Origin of the sequence: Bradyrhizobium sp., from assembly GCF_035273305.1 — a bacterium.
GTDB lineage: Bacteria > Pseudomonadota > Alphaproteobacteria > Rhizobiales > Xanthobacteraceae > Bradyrhizobium.
In genome coordinates this window covers 1-19,371 of sequence record NZ_DATEPI010000158.1, presented here as the reverse complement: position 1 = coordinate 19,371, position 19,371 = coordinate 1, and the positions used below count along the sequence as shown (strand labels likewise).

At 59.5% G+C, this 19,371-nt stretch carries 20 protein-coding genes; 9 read left to right on the top strand and 11 right to left on the bottom strand.

Annotated features, from left to right (window positions below):
- Positions 1-168: 168 nt before the first annotated feature.
- A complete protein-coding gene (locus VJV58_RS11005; RefSeq protein WP_324137375.1) occupies positions 169-1,077 on the bottom strand; it encodes a LysR family transcriptional regulator in 909 nt (302 codons plus the stop codon).
- Between the two features lie 115 nt (positions 1,078-1,192).
- Between VJV58_RS11005 and VJV58_RS11000 the strand changes: the two genes are divergently transcribed.
- The 4 genes from VJV58_RS11000 to VJV58_RS10985 all read left to right on the top strand — a co-directional run bounded on the left by VJV58_RS11000 (position 1,193) and on the right by VJV58_RS10985 (position 3,786).
- Positions 1,193-1,891 (top strand): pirin family protein, encoded by a 699-nt coding sequence (locus tag VJV58_RS11000; protein ID WP_324137374.1) that lies wholly within the window; start codon positions 1,193-1,195, stop codon positions 1,889-1,891.
- 75 nt (positions 1,892-1,966) lie between these two features.
- Positions 1,967-2,566, top strand: a complete 600-nt coding sequence (wrbA, locus tag VJV58_RS10995; RefSeq protein WP_324137373.1) for an NAD(P)H:quinone oxidoreductase — start codon at positions 1,967-1,969, stop codon at positions 2,564-2,566.
- A 71-nt stretch (positions 2,567-2,637) separates the two neighbouring features.
- Complete coding sequence (locus tag VJV58_RS10990) at positions 2,638-2,769, top strand: hypothetical protein (RefSeq protein ID WP_324137372.1); 132 nt, start codon at positions 2,638-2,640, stop codon at positions 2,767-2,769.
- Between the two features lie 69 nt (positions 2,770-2,838).
- On the top strand, positions 2,839-3,786 hold the full coding sequence (locus VJV58_RS10985; RefSeq protein WP_324137371.1) for a DUF5996 family protein: 948 nt from the start codon (positions 2,839-2,841) through the stop codon (positions 3,784-3,786).
- A gap of 124 nt (positions 3,787-3,910) precedes the next feature.
- Here the strand turns inward: VJV58_RS10985 and VJV58_RS10980 are convergent, their stop codons facing one another.
- Entirely contained in the window at positions 3,911-4,513 is a 603-nt protein-coding gene (locus VJV58_RS10980; RefSeq protein ID WP_324137370.1) for a DUF1080 domain-containing protein, read from the bottom strand.
- A 220-nt stretch (positions 4,514-4,733) separates the two neighbouring features.
- On the opposite strand from VJV58_RS10980, the gene VJV58_RS10975 reads away from it, so the two are divergent.
- From VJV58_RS10975 to VJV58_RS10960, 4 genes are all read left to right on the top strand, one after another.
- The gene (locus VJV58_RS10975) at positions 4,734-4,973 is read left to right on the top strand and encodes a DUF2171 domain-containing protein (protein ID WP_324137369.1); all 240 of its coding nucleotides are present in this window, start codon (positions 4,734-4,736) and stop codon (positions 4,971-4,973) included.
- 175 nt (positions 4,974-5,148) lie between these two features.
- Positions 5,149-6,201, top strand: coding sequence for an Ldh family oxidoreductase (locus VJV58_RS10970; RefSeq protein ID WP_324137368.1), 1,053 nt, complete (start codon positions 5,149-5,151; stop codon positions 6,199-6,201).
- 31 nt (positions 6,202-6,232) lie between these two features.
- Entirely contained in the window at positions 6,233-7,600 is a 1,368-nt protein-coding gene (locus tag VJV58_RS10965; RefSeq protein WP_324137367.1) for an LLM class flavin-dependent oxidoreductase, read from the top strand.
- Positions 7,601-7,613: 13 nt separating this feature from the next.
- Positions 7,614-8,417 (top strand): fumarylacetoacetate hydrolase family protein, encoded by an 804-nt coding sequence (locus tag VJV58_RS10960; protein ID WP_324137366.1) that lies wholly within the window; start codon positions 7,614-7,616, stop codon positions 8,415-8,417.
- Positions 8,418-8,519: 102 nt separating this feature from the next.
- On the opposite strand, the gene VJV58_RS10955 is transcribed toward VJV58_RS10960, so the two are convergent.
- The 8 genes from VJV58_RS10955 to VJV58_RS10920 form a co-directional block, all read right to left on the bottom strand.
- Positions 8,520-9,479: a tripartite tricarboxylate transporter substrate binding protein gene (locus VJV58_RS10955; protein WP_324137365.1), complete on the bottom strand. Its 960-nt coding sequence runs from the start codon at positions 9,477-9,479 to the stop codon at positions 8,520-8,522.
- Between the two features lie 149 nt (positions 9,480-9,628).
- Positions 9,629-10,483 (bottom strand): D-amino-acid transaminase, encoded by an 855-nt coding sequence (locus tag VJV58_RS10950; RefSeq protein ID WP_324137364.1) that lies wholly within the window; start codon positions 10,481-10,483, stop codon positions 9,629-9,631.
- 96 nt (positions 10,484-10,579) lie between these two features.
- On the bottom strand, positions 10,580-11,308 hold the full coding sequence (locus VJV58_RS10945; RefSeq protein WP_324137363.1) for an amino acid ABC transporter ATP-binding protein: 729 nt from the start codon (positions 11,306-11,308) through the stop codon (positions 10,580-10,582).
- Positions 11,309-11,318: 10 nt separating this feature from the next.
- Positions 11,319-12,011, bottom strand: a complete 693-nt coding sequence (locus tag VJV58_RS10940; RefSeq protein WP_324137362.1) for an ABC transporter permease subunit — start codon at positions 12,009-12,011, stop codon at positions 11,319-11,321.
- A 7-nt stretch (positions 12,012-12,018) separates the two neighbouring features.
- On the bottom strand, positions 12,019-12,750 hold the full coding sequence (locus VJV58_RS10935; RefSeq protein WP_324137361.1) for an amino acid ABC transporter permease: 732 nt from the start codon (positions 12,748-12,750) through the stop codon (positions 12,019-12,021).
- A 55-nt stretch (positions 12,751-12,805) separates the two neighbouring features.
- A complete protein-coding gene (locus VJV58_RS10930) occupies positions 12,806-13,723 on the bottom strand; it encodes an amino acid ABC transporter substrate-binding protein (protein WP_324137360.1) in 918 nt (305 codons plus the stop codon).
- A 130-nt stretch (positions 13,724-13,853) separates the two neighbouring features.
- Positions 13,854-14,771 (bottom strand): amino acid ABC transporter substrate-binding protein, encoded by a 918-nt coding sequence (locus tag VJV58_RS10925; RefSeq protein WP_324137359.1) that lies wholly within the window; start codon positions 14,769-14,771, stop codon positions 13,854-13,856.
- 124 nt (positions 14,772-14,895) lie between these two features.
- Positions 14,896-16,278 carry a M20 family metallopeptidase gene (locus VJV58_RS10920; protein WP_324137358.1) on the bottom strand — a complete coding sequence of 461 codons (1,383 nt, stop codon included), beginning with the start codon at positions 16,276-16,278 and terminating at the stop codon, positions 14,896-14,898.
- A gap of 158 nt (positions 16,279-16,436) precedes the next feature.
- Here VJV58_RS10920 and VJV58_RS10915 point away from each other — a divergent pair, with 158 nt between their 5' ends.
- A complete protein-coding gene (locus VJV58_RS10915) occupies positions 16,437-17,825 on the top strand; it encodes an LLM class flavin-dependent oxidoreductase (RefSeq protein WP_324137357.1) in 1,389 nt (462 codons plus the stop codon).
- Between the two features lie 14 nt (positions 17,826-17,839).
- Here VJV58_RS10915 and VJV58_RS10910 read toward each other — a convergent pair.
- On the bottom strand, positions 17,840-19,371 hold a 1,532-nt coding region (locus VJV58_RS10910), incomplete at its 5' end, for a thiamine pyrophosphate-binding protein (protein WP_324137356.1).

Sequence of the window (19,371 nt, the reverse complement as noted above, 5' to 3'; positions counted from 1 at the left end):
CGCACGTCGGCTTCGATAGCGCGGCCTGGGCCAGCGGCAACGCCGCAGCGCATTTCAAAAGCTCACGTCGATTCATCGGCTGTTATCTCCCGCTGTTTTCCGCCACCGTAGCTGATGTGTCGAGGTGGGCAAAGGCGCTGTTCGCCGCGCGCTACGGACATTGAGTCGTCACTTTTTCTTCGCCTTACGAAAATGGCTGATCAGAAAATCCGTCAAGGCTTCGACGCGCGCGGGACGCGGGCCGGTTGATGGCGTCACCAGATGCAACGAGCCTTCGGTTTGCTTCCAACCTTTCAGGATCACCTCGACCTTGCCCGCGGCTATGGCATCGCCAACAACGAACTCAGGCAAGTCGGCGATGGCAAGCCCGGCGAGTAGCGCGGGCAGCAGAGCCTCGCCGTTATTGACACGCAGCGGCCCTGCCGGCCGAACGCTCACCTGCTCGCCCGCCGCATTTCTGTAGTGCCAAACACCCGCCGTCGAGAGATATGCGTAACCGAGGCACTTATGCTCGGCCAGTTGCATCGGATGCGTGGGCCTGCCGTGACGCTTGAGATAGGCCGGTGAGGCCACGGTGTAGCGCGGTATCGAGCACAGCCGCCGCGCGATCAACGACGAATCCGGCAAGGTCGCGATCCGCAAGGCGGCGTCAAAGCCCTCACCGATCAGATCAACCATGGCATCACTCAAATGGAGGTCGATGCTGACATCGGGATATTGTTGCAGAAACGCCGGCAGAATCGGCGCCACCGTCATGATCCCGAAGCTCATGGGCACCGCCAGTCGCACCAGGCCCCGCGGCGAAACCGACTGCGCCAATGCCTCGCTCTCGGCCGCCTCGCCATCGGCCAAAAGGCGCGCGGCGCGTTCTGACAATTTCTGCCCCGCATCGGTCAAGGCGAGCCTCCGCGAGGTGCGATTGAACAGGCGCGCCCCCAGCCGCTTTTCCAGGCGGGTAACCGCCTTCGAAACCGTGGCCTTGGAAAGCGCAAGTTCGCTTGCCGCGGCTGCAAACGATCGCAATTCCACGACTTTCGCGAAAATTGCGAGGCCTGCGAAATCAGGGAGCGGGGCCATCAGACAACCCTATCATGCCAAGAATAGAAACAATGCATTTCCTTTGTTTCTATTCTTAACAGGGCTGGGAACGCATATCCATCACTCAGTGAATTTCATCCGGAGGAACCATGCGATGATTGAACTCAGGCCATTTTCAAAGCTCGGCAGCGCCGATCACGGTTGGCTGAAAGCCAGGCACCACTTCTCGTTCGGCAGTCATTACGATCCCGCCAACATGGGCCACGGCGCGCTGCGGGTTTGGAACGACGACGAAATCGCACCGAACAGCGGGTTTCCCGCCCACCCGCACGCGAACATGGAAATCATCACCTACGTCCGCGAGGGCGCGATCACTCATCAGGACAGTCTTGGCAACAGGGGTCGCACCGAAGCCGGCGACGTGCAGGTGATGAGCGCCGGCTCCGGCATTCGTCACTCCGAGTACAATCTGGAGCCGACCAAGACCAAACTGTTTCAGATCTGGATCGAGCCATCAACGACGGGCGGCGCACCGACCTGGGGCGCGAAGCCTTTCCCAAAGTCGGATCGCACCGGAAAACTCATCACCATCGCGAGCGGATTTAGTGACGACAAGGAAGCGCTACCGATTCGCGCCAAGGCACGGGTTCTCGCCACCACGCTGAAAGCTGGCGAGAGCACGGAATATGCGGCGCCGCCGAAGCGCAATCTCTATCTGGTGCCGGCAACCGGCGCCGTCGACATCAACGGCGTTCGCATCAACAGCCGCGATGGGGCCGCGATACATGATGAACCACGGCTCAAGATCACGGCGCTTGAAGACACCGAACTGGTTCTCGTGGACGCGGCCTAAGGCCAACTGCTCGTTCGGCGGCGCCGCGCGCAACTCCCTGGAACAACCGATCAAACTCAAGAAGGACCACGTGCCATGACGAAAGTTCTCGTTCTCTACTATTCCGCCTACGGTCACATCGAAAAAATGGCGAACGCTGTCGCCGAAGGCGCGCGCAAGGCCGGCGCCATCGTCGACATCAAGCGGGTGCCGGAACTGGTGCCTGAGGCCGTCGCTAAAGCATCGCACTACAAACTGGATCAGCCGGCGCCGATTGCGAAAATTGAAGAGCTTGCCGAGTATGACGCGATTATCGTCGGTACCGGCACCCGCTTTGGCCGGATGGCCTCGCAGATGGCTAACTTCCTCGATCAGGCCGGCGGTCTCTGGGCCAAAGGAGCGCTGCACGGCAAGGTTGGCGGCGCATTTACCTCAACCGCAACCCAGCATGGGGGCCAGGAGACCACGCTGTTTTCAATCATCACCAACCTGCTGCATTTCGGGATGACTGTTGTCGGTCTGAACTACGGATTTGCCGGCCAGATGAAACTCGACGAAGTTACAGGCGGCTCGCCATATGGCGCGACCACTATCACCGGCGGCGACGGCAGCCGGCAACCTTCCGAGAATGAATTTGCAGGCGCTCGCTATCAGGGGCACGTGATCGCGCAGACCGCAAACAAACTGCATGGCTGATGCGATGGACGTGGCGTTCCATTTTGCCGGTCCTGCCCCCATCTGCCATCGGGGGCCGGCCGGAGTTCGCCATGATCGAAATTCTTTATATTTATCAGATGGCGCGCGCTCCAGTGCAGGTGTTCGCACGGCGCTGGTGGTGCCGAAGCCTCTTCCATGCCACGCGCGGCAAGCGGCGATGCCCGGACTGCACCAATTCGTGAACTGACCTGCCCCGTTCGTGATACGCTTCAGCACCTCGTGATTTCCTGCCAGTCAGCCACAACGTCAGCATGAGCAACGCCGCGCCAGCCGCCTGGCCTGAACTGCCGTTCGCCGGCTGGCGCGACACTTATGAGACGCTGCATCTGTGGACTCAGATTGTCGGCAAGATTCGTCTGGCCCGCGCTCCCTGGCTCAATCATTCGTGGCATGTTGCGCTATACGTCACCGCTCGGGGGTTAACGACATCGCCGATGCCAGATGGCACCAATACATTTCAGATTGATTTCGATTTCATCGACCATGCGCTGCGGATTTTGACGAGCCAGGGCAGCCGGCGGGAGTTGACGTTGCCCGGAAATTCCGTGGCGAGTTTTTACAGCAAGGTAATGGTTGCGCTGTCAGAGCTGGGCATTGTCGTAGCCATTGACGAGATGCCCAACGAATTGCCCGAACCAATCCGGTTCTCGCAGGATGAGACGCATGCCTCCTATGATCCCGATGCCGCGCGGCGCTTGCTTCAGATCCTCGTTAACGTCGATCGGGTGTTCAAACAATTCCGCACCGGCTTTCTTGGCAAAGCGAGCCCGATCCACTTCTTCTGGGGGAGCTTCGATCTGGCGGTCACGCGCTTTTCCGGGCGCCGTGCGCCGCTTCACCCCGGCGGAGTACCGCATTTATCCAATGAAGTGGCATGCGAAGCCTATTCGCACGAGGTGAGCAGCGCCGGATTCTGGCCAGGGAGCGGCCCGATCGATTTTCCAGCGTTTTATTCCTATGCATATCCCGAACCGCCCGGCTTTCGCACCACGCGAGTGAAGCCCGGTGCGGCCTTCTTTAGCGAGCAGCTCGGCGAATTTATTTTGCCTTACGATACGGTGCGCACAGCCGCGCAGCCGGACCAGCTGCTGATCGAATTTCTCCAAAGCACCTACGAGGCTGCAGCTAACGCCGCGCGTTGGGATCGTGACGAGCTGGAATGCACATTGGGCCAGCCCGGGATTGTGCGGCAGATCTAGTCTGGCCGGTACGCCGCATGGGAAAACAAGCAAGCATTTTGCAGAAGCGCCGCCACTGGCGAGCGCCGGGCGTAACCGACGCTCGCTGATTCCGCTCACGGGAGCCCCTACTCTTCCGCGCAAACTAAAGTGGCTTGATTTGTACTTTTCGGAATTTCACCACGCCCGATCCATATTGCAGGGCGATTGGACCACTGGCGTGTTTTGAGTCCTGCGCATCGACCGTCTTTTGGCCATTGAGCACGACGATGAAATGCTGGCCCTGCGCGGTGATTTCATAGGTGTTCCACTTGCCCGCGGCCTTCGGCATCGGATCGACTTTGCCGACATCGACGATCGCGCCGGTCCCGTAGGTCGGGTCGGGCCGCTTGTCGAAGATGTTGACCTCATAGCAAACCTTCGAATCGATCTTCTTCGATTCAGAGCAGCGGATAAAAATGCCGCTATTGGCTTCTTCATCGGTCCAGAATTCGGCCTTGATCTGGAAATCCTTGTAGGAATTCTTGCTGACCAGATAAGAAAGCTCCTTGCCATCAAGCTTGTCGGCAACCAGCGCGCCATCTTTCATGGCCCAATTGGCTTTGCCGACCTCATCCCAGTCGCCCATCTTGTTGCTGTCGAGCAGTGTAATCCATCCGCCGTCGCTCTGCCCGAACACTGAATTCGAGAGTGGGATGGCGGCTGTTCCGATCAATACGCCGATCGCAAGCGTCCCTAGGCGGTTCATAAAACGTTTCCCCTGTTGTTTTGGTTCGCAGCACGTTAGCACCGCGCGTGAGTCCGTGAAATGGTTTTCATGCTGCAGTTGCGTCCAGCTGGCGAACCTGAGTCCTCCTGATCACGGGCGAAGGTCCGGCAACGGCCGCCGAAGAGAAATGATGACGCACTCGCAACCTTTACCCTGCATTCCACGTTCTTCATCTCCGATGTTTTGCCCGGAGACAGAGATGGTCGATATCTCGCTGATCAAAACTCATATGGATGTGATTTCGTCCGATCTGAAATCGGTCGGAAAAGTCGACCAACTCGAGGGCACCGACAGGATCAAGCTGACCAAACAGAGCGCACCCGATGGTCAGCATCACCATTTCATTCCGCTATCGTGGGTCGATCGTATCGACCAGCACGTCCACCTCAATAAATCGGGCGCGGACGTGACCTCACATTGGCAACATGGCCGGCAATAGTCCGATCGCCTCGCGAGCGCATTCCGGCACAGCGGGAATTTCCATGCGGTGATCGCCGTCGGCAGCTCCACATCTGCATGGTTTGCCACTTGCCCTTGCGCCACCGCTTTGAGACCATGCCCGCGAAGCCAAGCAAGACCCGCCTTCCACGCGGGCTTCACGCCGAGGAAATCCCATGCCGCTGGTGCAGGCCGACCGTCTCACGCGTATTGGCGCGGCATTGCTCAGGGCTGCCGGAGCAACGGAAGAGGAAGCAAGCGCCGTTGCGGCCGGTTGCGTCGGTGCCAATCTCGCCGGCCATGACTCGCACGGGGTGATCGCGATACCCACCTACATCGATCGTATCAGGGTCGGACATATCGTTCCGGGCGCCGAGTGGAAAATCGTGCAGGAATCTCCCACGACGACGGTTATCGATGGCCACTGGGGATTCGGCTTTCACGTCAATGCCAAGGCGATGCAGCACACGATCGAAAAGGCGAAGGTGGCAAATGTCGCCGCTTGCACGGTATTCCGCCAAAGCCATGTCGGACGGCTCGCCGCCTATCCGATGATGGCTATGCGTGAAGGCATGATTGGCGTCGCGACCGCCGATTCCGGCCGTTCACCAAAACACGTCGCGCCGTTCGGCGGCCGTGAGGCGCGGCTCGGCACCAATCCGATCTCGATCGCGGTGCCGTCGGATCTCGACGCTCCCTTCTACCTCGATATGGCAACTTCCGCCGTTGCGGCCGGAAAGATCCAGCTTGCCGCGGCACGCGGCGAGCAAATCCCGACCGGCTGGATCGTCGATAGTGAAGGCCGCCAGACCACCGATCCCAGACAGTTCCGGAAGGGCGGCGCGCTACTGCCCCTGGGTGGCACGGAGGGGTACAAGGGCTCGGGATTGGCCGCGATGGTAGAGGTGCTCTGCGGCCTGCTCACGGGGCTCGGCTTCGGCGTCGAACCGAGCGGACGGCACAATGACGGATGCTTCATGGCGGTATTCAACGTCGCCGCCTTTCGCCCGCTGAACGAATTCAAGCGCGAGGTCGCCGAGTTCGCGCGTTATCTCAAGGCAACACCGCCGTCGGAAGGTTCACCCGGGGTGTTCTATCCGGGTGAGGTCGAATACTTGCGCGAGCAGCAGCGCAAGGTCTCAGGCATCGAGGTAGAAGACGCCACCTGGGACAAATTGCGCGCGCTGGCGGCCGAGTACAAATTGGCTGCCGAATTCGATGCGGCTTGAGAGTGCATCCGGCGGTCTGAGGGAGGAGAGCATGACAAGGCAAATGGTGATGGTCGGGTTTCTGCAGGCGCAGAACTGCACCAATCTTCCAAGCTCATGGCGTCACCCGCAGTCGCGCGACGATTCCATGTCGGCGGATTACTATCAGGAGATCGGCCGCATTCTCGAGGCCGGCAAATTCCACATGGCATTTTTCGACGATCGGCTGGCGATGCCCGATCGCTACGGCAACGATCACGCCCACACCGTGGAATACGGAATCCGCTGCGTGAAAATGGATCCTATCGTTGTGCTGACCGCGATGGGAATGGCAACCGAGAAGCTCGGGCTGGCCTCCACCTGCTCGACAACTTACTACGAGCCGTTCGACGTCGCCCGCCGGTTTGCGACCCTTGATCTGATCACCGGCGGCCGCGCTGCCTGGAACGTGGTCACATCCGTGAATGACGGCGAGGCTCACAACATGGGCAAGGACGCCCATCTCGATCACGATTTTCGTTACGACCGCGCCGATGAATTCATGGAAGTGGTACTCGGGCATTGGGATTCCTGGGAAGATGGCTCGCTCCTGATCGACAAGACGAGCGGACGTTTTGCCGATCCGACAAAAGTGAAGCGCCTTGATCACAACGGTCGATTCTTCAAGTCGCGCGGGCCGTTCACTGTGCCGCGATCGCAGCAGGGACACCCAGTGATCATCCAGGCCGGCGCCAGCGGTCGCGGACAGCGTTTCGCCGGCAGGTGGGGCGAGGTGATCTTCACGGCGGCGCGCAATCTGGCAGGCGCCAAACAAGGTTATGACGCGATCCGGAATGAGGCGGCGAAAGCCGGCCGCGATCCCGACCAGATGTTTCTTTGCAATCTGACCACCCCGGTGTGCGGCGCGACCAAGTCGGAGGCCGAAGACAAAATGGCCGTGATCGACAAGCTGCCGCTGGAAATAGATGCATTGTCGCTGCTTTCCGAGGGGCTGAACTACGACTTCGCTTCAAAGGGCATCGACGAGCCACTGACCACGCAAGAGCTTGAGGGCATGCAGGGCATTCTCGGCATTCGCGACGGCGTGCTCAAGAATTCCGGCAAGACCAACCCAAGCGCGCGCGATTTTGTCACTTTCAGCGGACGTGGCCAGACCGCAGACGCGATCGTCGGCGGTCCCAAGGACATCGCCGACAAGCTGGAGGAGATGTTCGCCGGCCGGGGCTGCGATGGGTTCGTGATAGCGGCCACTTACGTTCCCGGGTCTTACGCCGATTTTGTGCGTCACGTGATTCCCGAATTGCAGCGCCGTGGCCTTTTTCAAAAGGACTACGCTGGCAAAACCCTGCGTGAGAATCTCGGGCTTCCGCGACCGTCCGCCGGCTCATGGAAAACTCAGCCGCGGGCGGCGGCGGAATAAAACAGGCATCATCATGCGCTGGCTTCAATTCACTGCAGATGGGCAGACTTCCTGGGGCGTTGTCGAAGCGGAGCGCGCGATCGCGGTCAGTGGCGACCCGTTCGGCGCATGGAAACGTACTTCGCGTTCGCATCCGCTTGCGGAAGTCAAGATTGAAGTGCCGGTCATGCCGCGCACCTTCTATTGCGTCGGGCTGAACTATCTCAAGCACCTCAAGGAGGCCGCCGACAAGCGCGGCGAGGTGCCCAATGTTCCCGATCGGCCGGAGATCGGTTACCGCGCTCAAAATGCATTGATCGCGCACGAAGAGAACGTGGTGATTCCCGCGACGGCCACCGAAAAAATTCATTACGAAGGCGAACTCGTTGTCGTCATCGGCAAGAGGGCGAAGCATCTTACCGATGCCGACGCGATGTCCTGCGTCTTCGGCTACACGATCGGCAATGATGTGAGCGAGCGCACCTGGCAAAAGGCTGATCGCGGATTGTGGCGAGCAAAGAACGCCGACACGTTCAAGCCGATGGGCCCCTGGATTGAAACCGAAGTCGATCTGGACAGCATGGAAACGATCGTGAAGGTCAACGGAGCGGAGAGTAACCGATTTCGTACCAATGACATGATCTTCGGAATCAAGCCGTTTATCGTCGAACTGACGAAGTATTTCACGTTATGGCCCGGCGACGTGATCTGGATGGGGACCGATGGCGCTTCTCCGGACCTGAAGGCTGGCGATATGGTCGAGATCGAGATCACCGGCATCGGCACCTTGCGAAATCGGTTCGTCAGAGAAACGATAGCGAAAAACCCCAAGGCATGAACCTGGTGAATCCCGGCGCTTCCGTCGCGCCGGCATTGACGGCAGCTATTTCACCACCCTCGAAAGAGCTGCAAACTCCATTCGATCCGGTTCTGATCAAGCTTATTCAGGCTTGATGCCTGCATCCTGAATTACTTTGCGCCAGTGCGCTTCTTCGGCCCGAAAATAGCTATCGAGTTCTTCTGGAGGACGGGCAACCATAATCAGCCCTTCATTGACTCCCAACTTCTTGAACGCCTCGGCCTGAATTGACCGCGCTGCAGCTTCGTTGAGGCGCGAGATGATGCCCTTCGGTGCTTTCGCCGGCGCGAACAGGCCGTACCAGCTTTCCGCGGAGTAGCCGGGAAGGCCGGCCTCGGCCAAAGTCGGCAGGTCTGGAAATGCGGGAGAACGTTGCTCCGAGGTTACCGCGAGCGCGCGCAACTGTCCTGCGGCTATCAGTGACGCCGCACTTGCAACGGTCGTAAACATCACCTGAATCTGGCCGCTGATCAAATCGGTAATAGCGGGAGCTGCGCCCTTATAGGGCACCGTGGTCAGATTGACATGAGCAAGACTCTTGAACAGTTCGCCGGCGAGATGCGCTGAGGTGCCGGTGCCGTATGTTCCGTAGGACAATTTGTCGGGTTCAGCCTTCGCCGCCGCGATCAGATCGGCAATCGAGTGAAATGGCGATGCTGGATTGACGACGACGATATTGTAAGATCGCGCGATCAGCGCTACTGGCGCGAAATCGGAATAGGGATCGTACGGCAACTTGGCTTTGAGGCTGGGATTGACGGCGTTGGCGAACGTTCCCATCAGAAGGGTGTAGCCATCCCCCTCACTGCTCGCAACCGCCTGTGTACCGATGATAGTGCCCGCCCCCGGTTTGTTTTCGATGACGATGGTCGCGCCGAGATCCTTTGCCATCTCTTGCGCCAAGGTGCGCGCAATGACGTCGGTGCCGCCGCCAGCCGCAAACGGCACGACGATCTTGATGACACGCTCGGGATAGGCCGCCAGCACCGGCGCTAGCGAAAACGCCGCGAACATTGCTATAAGCGCGAATGAAAACATCATTCGCCTTGTTGGCTCAAAATTCATGCGCATCACTCAACTTCGATCGACCCGTTGGCAGGATCGAACGCTCAAAGCTGCCGGCCAGCTTACTCTTTAGACGCGTCTTCTTCACGCGAACCCGCGTCCACTTCACTCGAAAACGCTAATGATCAAACCGCGCTGGCGCGGGCGAACTCGATATAGATGTTGCGCAGCCGGCCCGTCATCGAACCGGGCTTGCCGTCGCCGACCGTCTTGCCATCGATCGAAACCACGCCCTGCACGAATGCAGTGGCACTGGTGATGAAAACCTCCTTTGCCGCAACTGCCTCCGCAACGGTGAACGGTCGTTCCTCGACACGAAGCTGGCGTTCTTCTGCCAGCGCGACCACCGCCTTGCGCGTGCAGCCCGGCAAGATCGCCGGCGAATTATGCCGGGTCACCAGCACGTCGTCATGGGTCAGAATGAAAGCGGATGACGAGCCACCTTCGGTCACCATGCCATCTTCGATCATCCAGACCTCTCCGGCCCCCGCTTCCGCTGCCGCCTGTTTCGCCAACACCTGCGCCAACAGCGCCACGCTCTTGATATCCCGCCTCGGCCAGCGAATGTCCGGCACCGTGATCACGTCAACGCCCGCGCCCGCCCCCGGCCCGTTCAGGTTTTTGACGGAAGTGAACATCACCAGTGTCGGTTTGACGCCTTTCGGAAACGCAAAATCGCGATCCTTGTCGGCGCCCCGGGTCACCTCGAGGTACACCAGACCTTCAACCAGATTGTTCCGCGCGACCAGCTCCTTCTGGATTTCCTGAATTCGCTCCGTCGTCTCCGGCAGCTTCAGGGATATCTCACCGACAGATCGCTGCAGCCGAGCCAGATGAGACGCATTGTCGATCAGCTTGCCTTCCAGCACGGCGGCGACCTCATAGATGCCGTCAGCGAACAGGAATCCGCGATCCAATATCGACACCTTGGCGTCGGCGATCGGCATAAAAGACCCGTTGACGTAAGCGATCCTGTCCAAGCGAATTCTCCTGTGGGGCGAAGCAGTTGCGGGGCTTATATACGAAAACTCTTAAGGCATGCTCGAACAATTGGAAACAGAGGGCAGCCTTCCAGGCTAGTGCGACAAAATCTTTGACAAGAATTTCTGCGCCCGGTCGCTGCGTGGACTGCCGAAGAAATCTGTTTTGAGCGCATCTTCGACGATTTCGCCGTTGTCCATGAAAATGACGCGATGCGCGACCTTGCTGGCAAATCCCATTTCGTGGGTCACCACCATCATCGTCATGCCCTCGCGAGCCAGGTCGACCATCACGTCCAGTACTTCGCTGATCATTTCAGGATCAAGGGCCGAGGTCGGCTCGTCGAACAGCATCGCAATCGGGTCCATCGCCAACGCGCGCGCAATCGCTACTCGCTGCTGCTGCCCGCCGGACAATTCGGCCGGATATTTGCGGGCATGGCCCTTCAGGCCGACGCGGTCGAGCAGCTTTGACGCTTTAGCGACCGCTTCCTGATGCGAGCGTCCCAACGCCTTTTCCTGCGCCAGGCAGAGATTCTCCATGATTCTCAGATGTGGAAACAGTTCAAAGTGCTGAAACACCATGCCGACCCGGGCCCGCAGCTTGGGCAAGTTGGTTTTGGGATCGTTCAGTGCAATGCCATCGACGATGATTTCTCCCTTCTGGAATGGCTCCAGCGCGTTGACGCATTTGATCAGCGTGGACTTTCCCGAGCCCGACGGTCCGCACACCACCACGACCTCTCCCTTGGCCACGCTGGTCGTGCAATCCTTTAGCGCCTGGAAGCTGCCGTACCATTTGTCGACATGGCTGATCTCGATCATGAAACTCTCGTTAGTGCACAAAGGCGATGCGCGCCTGCAGCCGCCTCACCCCGAACGACGCAACACAGGAAATGATGAAATACACTGCCGCCGCGAACAGATACATCTCCACCAGCCGACCGTCGCGCTGCGCGACTTTGCTGGCTGCTCCCAGGAAATCCGGGATGGACAGCACGTAGACCAGGGAAGTGTCCTGGAACAGCACGATGCTCTGCGTCAGCAGCACCGGCAGCATGTTGCGGAATGCCTGCGGCAACACAACGTAACGCATCGTCTGGCTGTAGGTCAGGCCGAGCGCTTGCGCCGCCGCAGGCTGTCCTTTCGAGATCGACTGGATTCCGGCGCGCATGATTTCAGAGAAATATGCCGCCTCGAACATGATGAAGGTGACGAGCGAAGAGGTAAATGCGCCGACATGAACCGGCCGCGATGCGCCGGTCAGCCATTGCCCGATATACGGCACGAGGAAATAGAACCAGAAGATGACCAGTACCAAAGGCAGCGACCGCATCAGATCGACATAAAGCCCGGCGATCCACCCAAGCAGCCTGAAGCTCGACAGCCGCATCAACGCGATCAGCGTCCCGAAAATCAGCGCACCAACGACAGCAAGCCCCGTGAGCGTCAGCGTGAAGGTCATGCCGTCGAGAAACAGATATCCGAGCGAGCGGCGGATGACATCGAAGTCGAAATTCGAAAACATCAGCGGCTCACTTCCCGGTAATGTAGCCAGGAACCGCCACCGCGCGCTCCAGGAGGCGCATCGCGATGACGACGACGATGTTGATCATGAGATAAAGCATGGTCGCGGCGGTAAACGCTTCGAACACCTGGAAGGAGAATTCCTGCATTGCCCGCGCCTGGCCGGTTAGCTCGATGAGCCCAATCGTAATGGCGACGGACGTATTCTTGATGGTGCTGAGGAATTCCGAAGTCAGCGGCGGCACCATAATCCGAAACGCCATCGGCAGCAGCACGTAGCGATAGGTCTGCGCGCCGGTCAGTCCGAGCGCGGTCGCGGCCAGTCTTTGGCCACGCGGCAACGAATTTATTCCGGCGCGGGTTTGCTCAGCAACGCGTGCCGACATGAACAGGCCGACGCCGATCGCGGCTGTATAGAACGGCGCGTTGGGCATCTGCTTGAGCCACAGCCCCATCCCGCGCGGCAACAGTTCCGGTAAAACGAAGAACCAGACAAACAATTGAACCAATAGCGGCATGTTGCGGAAAAACTCGACGTAAGCGAACCCGGTCCAAGACGCAGTTTTCGAGGGCAGTGTCCGCATCACGCCGATCACAGACCCGAATGCCAGCGCGATGATCCACGCGCAAATAGCAGTCTCGATGGTCAGAACGAGCCCGGACAGCAGCATGTCGAGGTAGTTGCCTGTCCCGTTTGGGGCCGGCTCCCAGAAGATGTGCCAATTCCAGTGATAGTTCACAAAGCTTTCCGTGTGGCAGAACTAGGCGAAGGCCGCATCTTCAAATAATGAGACCTCACATCGCCTTGTAGGAATCCGGATCGGGTGAATCGGACGGCTTGGCGAATTCATGCTTCAACTCCGGACCGATCGGCGTGTTGAGGTTCAGTCCCTTGGGCGGGATCTTCTGCATGAACCATTTGTCGTACAGCTTCTGCCCCTCGCCGCTCGTATAGAGCGCGGCGGTCGCGGCATCAGCCAACTTCTTGAAGGCGATGTCATCCTTGCGCAGCATGATGCCGTAAGGCTCGGGCTTCGAGAACGCGTCCGTCGAGATGACGTAGCTGTCCGGATCTTTCGATCCGGCAACGAAGCTGGCCAGCAGGATGTCGTCGAGCACGGCCGCAACGGCGCGATCGGTCTCGACCATCAGGAAGGATTCGGCGTGCTCTTTGGCCGGGATGATGTTGATCCCGAGATTGCGGGCGGCATTGGCTTCCGTCAGCTGCTTGATATTGGTGGTGCCGGAGGTCGAAGCCACCGACTTGCCCTTGAGATCATCGATCGAATTCAGCTTGCTCGACTTCTTTGATACGAAGCGCGTCGCAGTCAGAAAATGGGTGTTGGTGAACCAGACCTGCTTCAGGCGCTCAGGATTGTTGGTCGTGGAGCCGCATTCAAGGTCGATGGTGTCGTTGGCCAGCAAGGGAATGCGGGTCGATGATGTCACCGGATTCAATTCGATCTTGAGCTTGTCCAGCTTGAGTTCCTTCTGCACGGCCTCGACGATTTTGTGGCAGATGTCGATCGCAAAGCCGATGGGCCTCTGATTGTCATCCAGATAGGAAAACGGAATCGACGAGTCGCGATAGCCGATCGTGATCGCGCCTGTTTCCTTGACCTTTTTTAGCGTCCCGGTCAGTTCTTCGGCGCTGGCGCCCCCGGCCATTAAAATTGCGGCGAGCGCTAGGTCAATGACGGGCAGACGTTTCATTCGTGTTCTCCTTTGGGGCCAGCGGGGAGCGCTTGCGACATTCGCGCCGGAATCAGTCCGGTCCGTAACCGATATCAACCCGATGCAATGACCGGGCCACCTGTGGCCCGGCATCGCTTCGGCAGAATATCTAGCTTGCATGATAGGAGTCGGGATCCGGCGAATCCGACGGGTTCGCGAACTCGTGCTTCAACTCCGGACCGATCGGCGTGTTGAGATTCAGGCCCTTCGGCGGAATCTTCTGGGTGAACCATTTGTCATAGAGTTTCTGGCCCTCCGGACTTTTGTAAAGCGCGGCCGTCGCGGCATCGACCACCTTCTTGAAAGCCGCGTCATCCTTGCGCAGCATGATCCCATAGGGTTCCGGCTTGGAGAACGCATCCTTGGAAATTACGTAGGCGCCCGGTTCTTTTGATCCCGCAACGAGGCTGGCGAGCAGGATGTCGTCCATCACGAATGCCACCGCGCGATCGGTCTCAACCATCAGGAACGCCTCGGCATGATCCTTGGCCGGGATGATGTTGATACCAAGGTTGCGCGCAGCATTGGCTTCGGTCAGTTGCTTGATGTTGGTTGTACCCGAGGTTGATACGACGGACTTGCCCTTGAGATCGTCGATTGAATTAATCTTGCTGGCCTTCTTGGAGACAAAGCGGCTTGCGGTCAGAAAATGGGTATTGGTGAACCAAACCTGCTTCTGGCGCTCGGCATTGTTGGTGGTAGAGCCGCATTCGAGATCGACGGTGCCATTGGCCATCAAGGGAATCCGGGTCGCCGACGTGACCGGATTGAGTTTAATCTCGAGCTTGTCGAGCTTAAGCTCCTTCTTCACCGCATCTACGATCTTGTAGCAGATGTCCATCGCAAACCCGATCGGCTTCTGGTTATCGTCCAGATACGAAAAAGGAATCGACGAGTCGCGAAAACCAAGAGTGATCGCACCGGTTTCCTTGATGTTCTTCAGCGTCCCCGTGAGCTCCTCGGCATCGGCCTGTCCCGCGTAAAGCGCCGCGGCAATCGCAAGGCCAATCATGCGCAGATGTTTCATTTTCCCTCTCCCGGTGTAGTTGACTGCGACAATGCTGGCATAAATCCAGCCCGAATAGAACGTAAGTTTCCGCCCTGCGGCGATAATGTCGCGCCTGTCCATTCGTTGTGTCTGCTCCGGTCCGCTATAACGGAGCCGGCATCTCACCTAAATCCCAGAACAGGCCTGCCATGATGCCAAGTGCCTCCTCGGTGACCGACAGCAGAATGTGTTCGTCGGGCGCGTGCTGGCAGCAGCCGGGATAGGAGTGCGGCACCCAGATCGTCGGCAGACCCAAGCCTTCCGAAAACACGTCATTGGGAAGCGAGCCGCCGAAGTTCGGCAAAACCGCGGGCGCTTTTCCAGTGGTCCGATGGATCGACCGCGCTGCCCAATCGATCCAGGGACTGTCGAAGTCGGTTCGCGAGGCGGCAAAGCTTTGCGTCGCACTCACCTCGACCATGGGAAACCCGCGGGCCTGCAACCGCGCTCTGATCGCATCGACAGCCCTTTCAAAATTGGTGCCCACGACAAAGCGGAGCTGCAGCACGGCTCGTGCCTGTCCAGGAATCGCATTGGCCGGTGTCTCGATATTGCCCGACGATATCGCCAGTACTTCGAGCGTGTTCCAGGCATAAAGCCGCTCCGCAGCCGAGAGGCCCTCCTCACCCCAATCTGTTGAAAGGGCAGGCTCCTCGGGCGTCGGCTCGATCTTCACGTCGGCAAGCGCCGAACGGATCTGGTTTGAAAGACGCGGCGGCTTCAATTCATCCAACAACAGACGGCCTTGCGCGTCGACCAGCGTGGCGATGGCGTTCGCCAGGATCGTCGCGGGATTGGCGAGGACGCCACCCCAATTACCGGAATGGTGCGATCCCTCGCGCAAATTGACATCGAGGTGAATTCGAATTCCGCCACGACAGCCGAGAAAGATGGTGGGCCGATCGGCGGCAAGCCGAGGACCGTCGGATGCCAGAAACAGATCGGCCTTGAGATCTTCGCGCAGTGACTCGCAAGTCTGGCGCAAATCCGGCGATCCGATCTCTTCGCCGGTTTCGACGATGAACTTGGCGTTGAAGCCGAGCCGGCCACCCCGTGCCTCGCGCACGGCGCGGAGCGCGGCCAAATTGATGCTGTGCTGTCCCTTATTATCGGCGGTACCACGCCCATAAACGCGATTGCCTGACGTCGTGGTTTGCCAGGGATTGAGATCGTCACGCCACTGTCCCACCATGCCATCGACGACGTCGCCATGTCCGTACATCAGAACGGTCGGCCTGGTCAGGTCTTCCCGATAGTCGGCGAGCAAATAGGGATGGTTGGCTTTCGCCGATTCAATCAACCTGGTCGAGAAGCCAAGCTGCGAAAATGCGGGCTGCAGCTCGGCCTCGAGATAGGCGCGCAGGCAATCGCGCCGCTCGGGGTTCTGGCTCTCTGTTGGATACGCCACCCTGCGGTCGAGTTCTCTGAGAAATTCGCCGGAATGAAGATAGCCGTGCGCCAGCGCGACAGCGTCAGCTCTGGTCATGTCGTTCTTTCAAGATTCGCGAATTTCTCTGAGACCAGGGTACCGAACCACGGTTTCGCCGGAAGCGCCGGCCGAGATTTTGCCTTGCCAACGCCGGCCCGAATGCAACAAGTTCGGACGGTGCCCGCTTTGAGGCGGGGCGATCTCGGGACGGCCTTATGAAAAAAGAAATACGGCTCAACGCCTTTGCCATGAACTGCGTCGCGCATCAATCGCCGGGGTTGTGGACCCATCCGCGCGACCGGACGGCGGAATACAATCGCCTGCCCTACTGGACCGATCTGGCGAGAACGCTTGAGCGCGGGCGATTCGATGGCGTGTTTCTGGCGGATGTGCTCGGCGTCTATGACGTGTTCGGCGGCAGTCCGGACGCGGCCTTGCGAAACGCCACCCAGACGCCTGCCAACGATCCGCTTCTGCTTATTTCGGCGATGGCCGCGGTGACTGAAAATCTCGGGTTCGGGGTCACTTCGAACCTGTCCTATGAGCCGCCCTACACTTTCGCGCGACGGATGTCGACGCTCGACCACCTTACGGAAGGCCGCATCGGCTGGAATGTCGTGACCGGTTATCTCGATAGCGCGGCGCGCGGTGCCGGCAAGGAAAAGCAGACCGCGCACGATGACCGCTACGACGTCGCCGACGAATACATGGAAGTGGTTTACAAGCTTTGGGAAGGAAGCTGGGAAGACGACGCGACGCTTCGCGACCGCACGCGCGGGATTTTCGCTGACCCGGCGAAGGTGCATCGGATCCAGCATGAGGGAAAGAATTACCGGCTCGATGCCATTCATCTTTGCGAGCCGTCGCCGCAACGAACCCCAGTGCTTTACCAGGCGGGCACCTCGCCGCGCGGACGGCAGTTTGCGGCCGAGCATGCCGAATGCGTGTTCATGTCGGGACCGTCCGCCAAAATCATAGCGCCGCGAGTCGCTGGCATTCGTGACCTTGCGGCGAAGGCCGGACGCGATCCGAGTGAAGTGCTGATGTTCAGCATGTTGACGATCATTCTCGGACGAACCGAAGCGGAAGCGAAAGCCAAATACGCCGACTATCGTCGCCACGTCAGTCATGAGGGCGCACTTACCCTGATGTCCGGATGGACCGGGGTCGATTTCTCCACCTACGATCTGGACCAGCAAGTTCGTCACGTCCAGAACGACGCCGGCCGCACGGCGATGGATAATATCACCCGCGCCGATCCCGATCGGGTATGGACCGTGCGCGAGGTCGCCGAGCACGTCGGTATCGGCGGCATTGGACCGGTGGTGGTCGGCACGCCGGAGCGGGTAGCCGACGAGATCGAAGCCTGGTTCGACCAGACCGACGTCGATGGCCTGAATGTCCCGTTTGCGATTTCGCCCGGCGATTTTGAGGACATCAGCGACATGCTGGTTCCTGAGCTGGTTCGGCGCGGCCGCTACAAGGCCGCGTATCGGCCGGGGACCTTGCGCGAGAAGCTGTTCGGCGTAAACCGCGCGCGGCTCTCCGCGCCACATCCGGCGGTACAATACCGGCCTCGGAGCGGTGCAAGAGCGGCGGAGTAGCTTGCGTCTGCGAACTACACCGACCCATCGACCATGACCTCGATCAGTTTCGCTCCCGGGCGATTGAACGCCGATGAAAGTGCGGCCTTCAAATCCTTTGGCGCGGTGATACGCGTCGCTTCCAAACCAAGCGAGTTTGCCATGCCGACAAAATCGACTGGCGGGTCGACAAAATCCATGCCGACGTAGTGATCATCACCATGAAACGCCAGCAGCCGCTGCTTGATGATCCGATAGCCGCCATTGTTCACGATCACCACCGTGAGCGGCAGCTTGTGATGCGCGGCGGTCCACAATGCCTGGATCGAATACATCGCGCTGCCATCGCCGGAGAAACAGACGACCGGCCGATTCGGATTCGCCATGCTGACTCCGACGGAGGCCGGCAGTCCCCAGCCGATGCCGCCGGACGCCAGCGCGTGATAACCATAGCGATCCCGATGCGGGCGCAACGCCAGCATCTGCCTCGAGGAGGTCAAGCCTTCGTCGACCAGAATCGCGTTTTCCGGCATGGCCTGGACGATTTGTAGCGCCAGGAAGTCCGGGTCGATCGGCAAGCGACCGCCATTCTTTGAGATTTGCTCGACCAAAGTCGTCCGCCGCGCCGTCCAGTTCTTTGAGACCAGCGCCGACATCGCTTTTTTGGCGCGAGTCCCCAGCGCCGCGCCGCCGGCTGCTTTCAGGGCCGGCACCAGGACGCGCAGGGTTTCCCTGACGTCGGCCTTCAGGGCGATCTCGGCGCCGTAATTCTTGGCAAGATCCCATTCGACCAGGCCGATCTGCACGATCGGCAATCCCTCCGGCAGCGGATCGACCTCGCTATGCACCGACATTCGCAGCGGATCGGCGCCGAGCACGATCATGAGATCGTAGGGCGATAGCACCTCGCGCACCTGCGTTTGCAGGCGCGACAGCGCGCCCATGAAGCATGGGCTTTCCGATAGGAAGTGCGCCCCGTATGGCGTCGATTGCTGATAGGCCGGACAGCCGAGCGTCTCGGCCAGCATGGCTGCTTCCTGCAGCGCGTCGCTCTTGACGATTTCATCACCGGCGATGATCACGGGGCGTTCGGCTTTGAGAATGCGCGCGGCGAGTGCCTGCAGTGCTTCATCGGATGGTCTGACCCGCGTATCGACGCGCGTCGAGCGGCCAAGTTCGATGCCCGCCTCGGAATTCAGGATGTCCCCAGGCAGCGAGATAAAGACCGGTCCGGTCGGCGGTGTGGTTGCGATCTTCGCGGCGCGGCGCACGATGCGCGGCAGATCCTCTAGGCGCGTCACCTCGACCGCCCACTTCACCAGCGGCTCGGCCATCCGGACCAGCGGACCGTAGAGCAACGGCTCCATCAGCCCATGACCCTGTTCCTGTTGTCCGGCGGTCAGGATCATCGGCGTGCCGGTGAAGCTTGCATTATAGAGTGAGCCCATCGCATTGCCGAGCCCGGGCGCAACGTGGACGTTGCAGGCAACGAGGCGCCCCGAGGCGCGGCTGAAACCATCGGCAATCGCGACCACCAGGCTTTCCTGCATAGCCATGACATAGGTTA

Coding starts and splice junctions, on each gene's coding strand:
- VJV58_RS11005 (WP_324137375.1), bottom strand. CDS start 1,077: ATGGCCCCGCTCCCTGATTTCGCAGGCCTCGCAATTTTCGCGAAAGTC.
- VJV58_RS11000 (WP_324137374.1), top strand. CDS start 1,193: ATGATTGAACTCAGGCCATTTTCAAAGCTCGGCAGCGCCGATCACGGT.
- wrbA (WP_324137373.1), top strand. CDS start 1,967: ATGACGAAAGTTCTCGTTCTCTACTATTCCGCCTACGGTCACATCGAA.
- VJV58_RS10990 (WP_324137372.1), top strand. CDS start 2,638: ATGATCGAAATTCTTTATATTTATCAGATGGCGCGCGCTCCAGTGCAG.
- VJV58_RS10985 (WP_324137371.1), top strand. CDS start 2,839: ATGAGCAACGCCGCGCCAGCCGCCTGGCCTGAACTGCCGTTCGCCGGC.
- VJV58_RS10980 (WP_324137370.1), bottom strand. CDS start 4,513: ATGAACCGCCTAGGGACGCTTGCGATCGGCGTATTGATCGGAACAGCC.
- VJV58_RS10975 (WP_324137369.1), top strand. CDS start 4,734: ATGGTCGATATCTCGCTGATCAAAACTCATATGGATGTGATTTCGTCC.
- VJV58_RS10970 (WP_324137368.1), top strand. CDS start 5,149: ATGCCGCTGGTGCAGGCCGACCGTCTCACGCGTATTGGCGCGGCATTG.
- VJV58_RS10965 (WP_324137367.1), top strand. CDS start 6,233: ATGACAAGGCAAATGGTGATGGTCGGGTTTCTGCAGGCGCAGAACTGC.
- VJV58_RS10960 (WP_324137366.1), top strand. CDS start 7,614: ATGCGCTGGCTTCAATTCACTGCAGATGGGCAGACTTCCTGGGGCGTT.
- VJV58_RS10955 (WP_324137365.1), bottom strand. CDS start 9,479: ATGATGTTTTCATTCGCGCTTATAGCAATGTTCGCGGCGTTTTCGCTA.
- VJV58_RS10945 (WP_324137363.1), bottom strand. CDS start 11,308: ATGATCGAGATCAGCCATGTCGACAAATGGTACGGCAGCTTCCAGGCG.
- VJV58_RS10940 (WP_324137362.1), bottom strand. CDS start 12,011: ATGTTTTCGAATTTCGACTTCGATGTCATCCGCCGCTCGCTCGGATAT.
- VJV58_RS10930 (WP_324137360.1), bottom strand. CDS start 13,723: ATGAAACGTCTGCCCGTCATTGACCTAGCGCTCGCCGCAATTTTAATG.
- VJV58_RS10925 (WP_324137359.1), bottom strand. CDS start 14,771: ATGAAACATCTGCGCATGATTGGCCTTGCGATTGCCGCGGCGCTTTAC.
- VJV58_RS10920 (WP_324137358.1), bottom strand. CDS start 16,278: ATGACCAGAGCTGACGCTGTCGCGCTGGCGCACGGCTATCTTCATTCC.
- VJV58_RS10915 (WP_324137357.1), top strand. CDS start 16,437: ATGAAAAAAGAAATACGGCTCAACGCCTTTGCCATGAACTGCGTCGCG.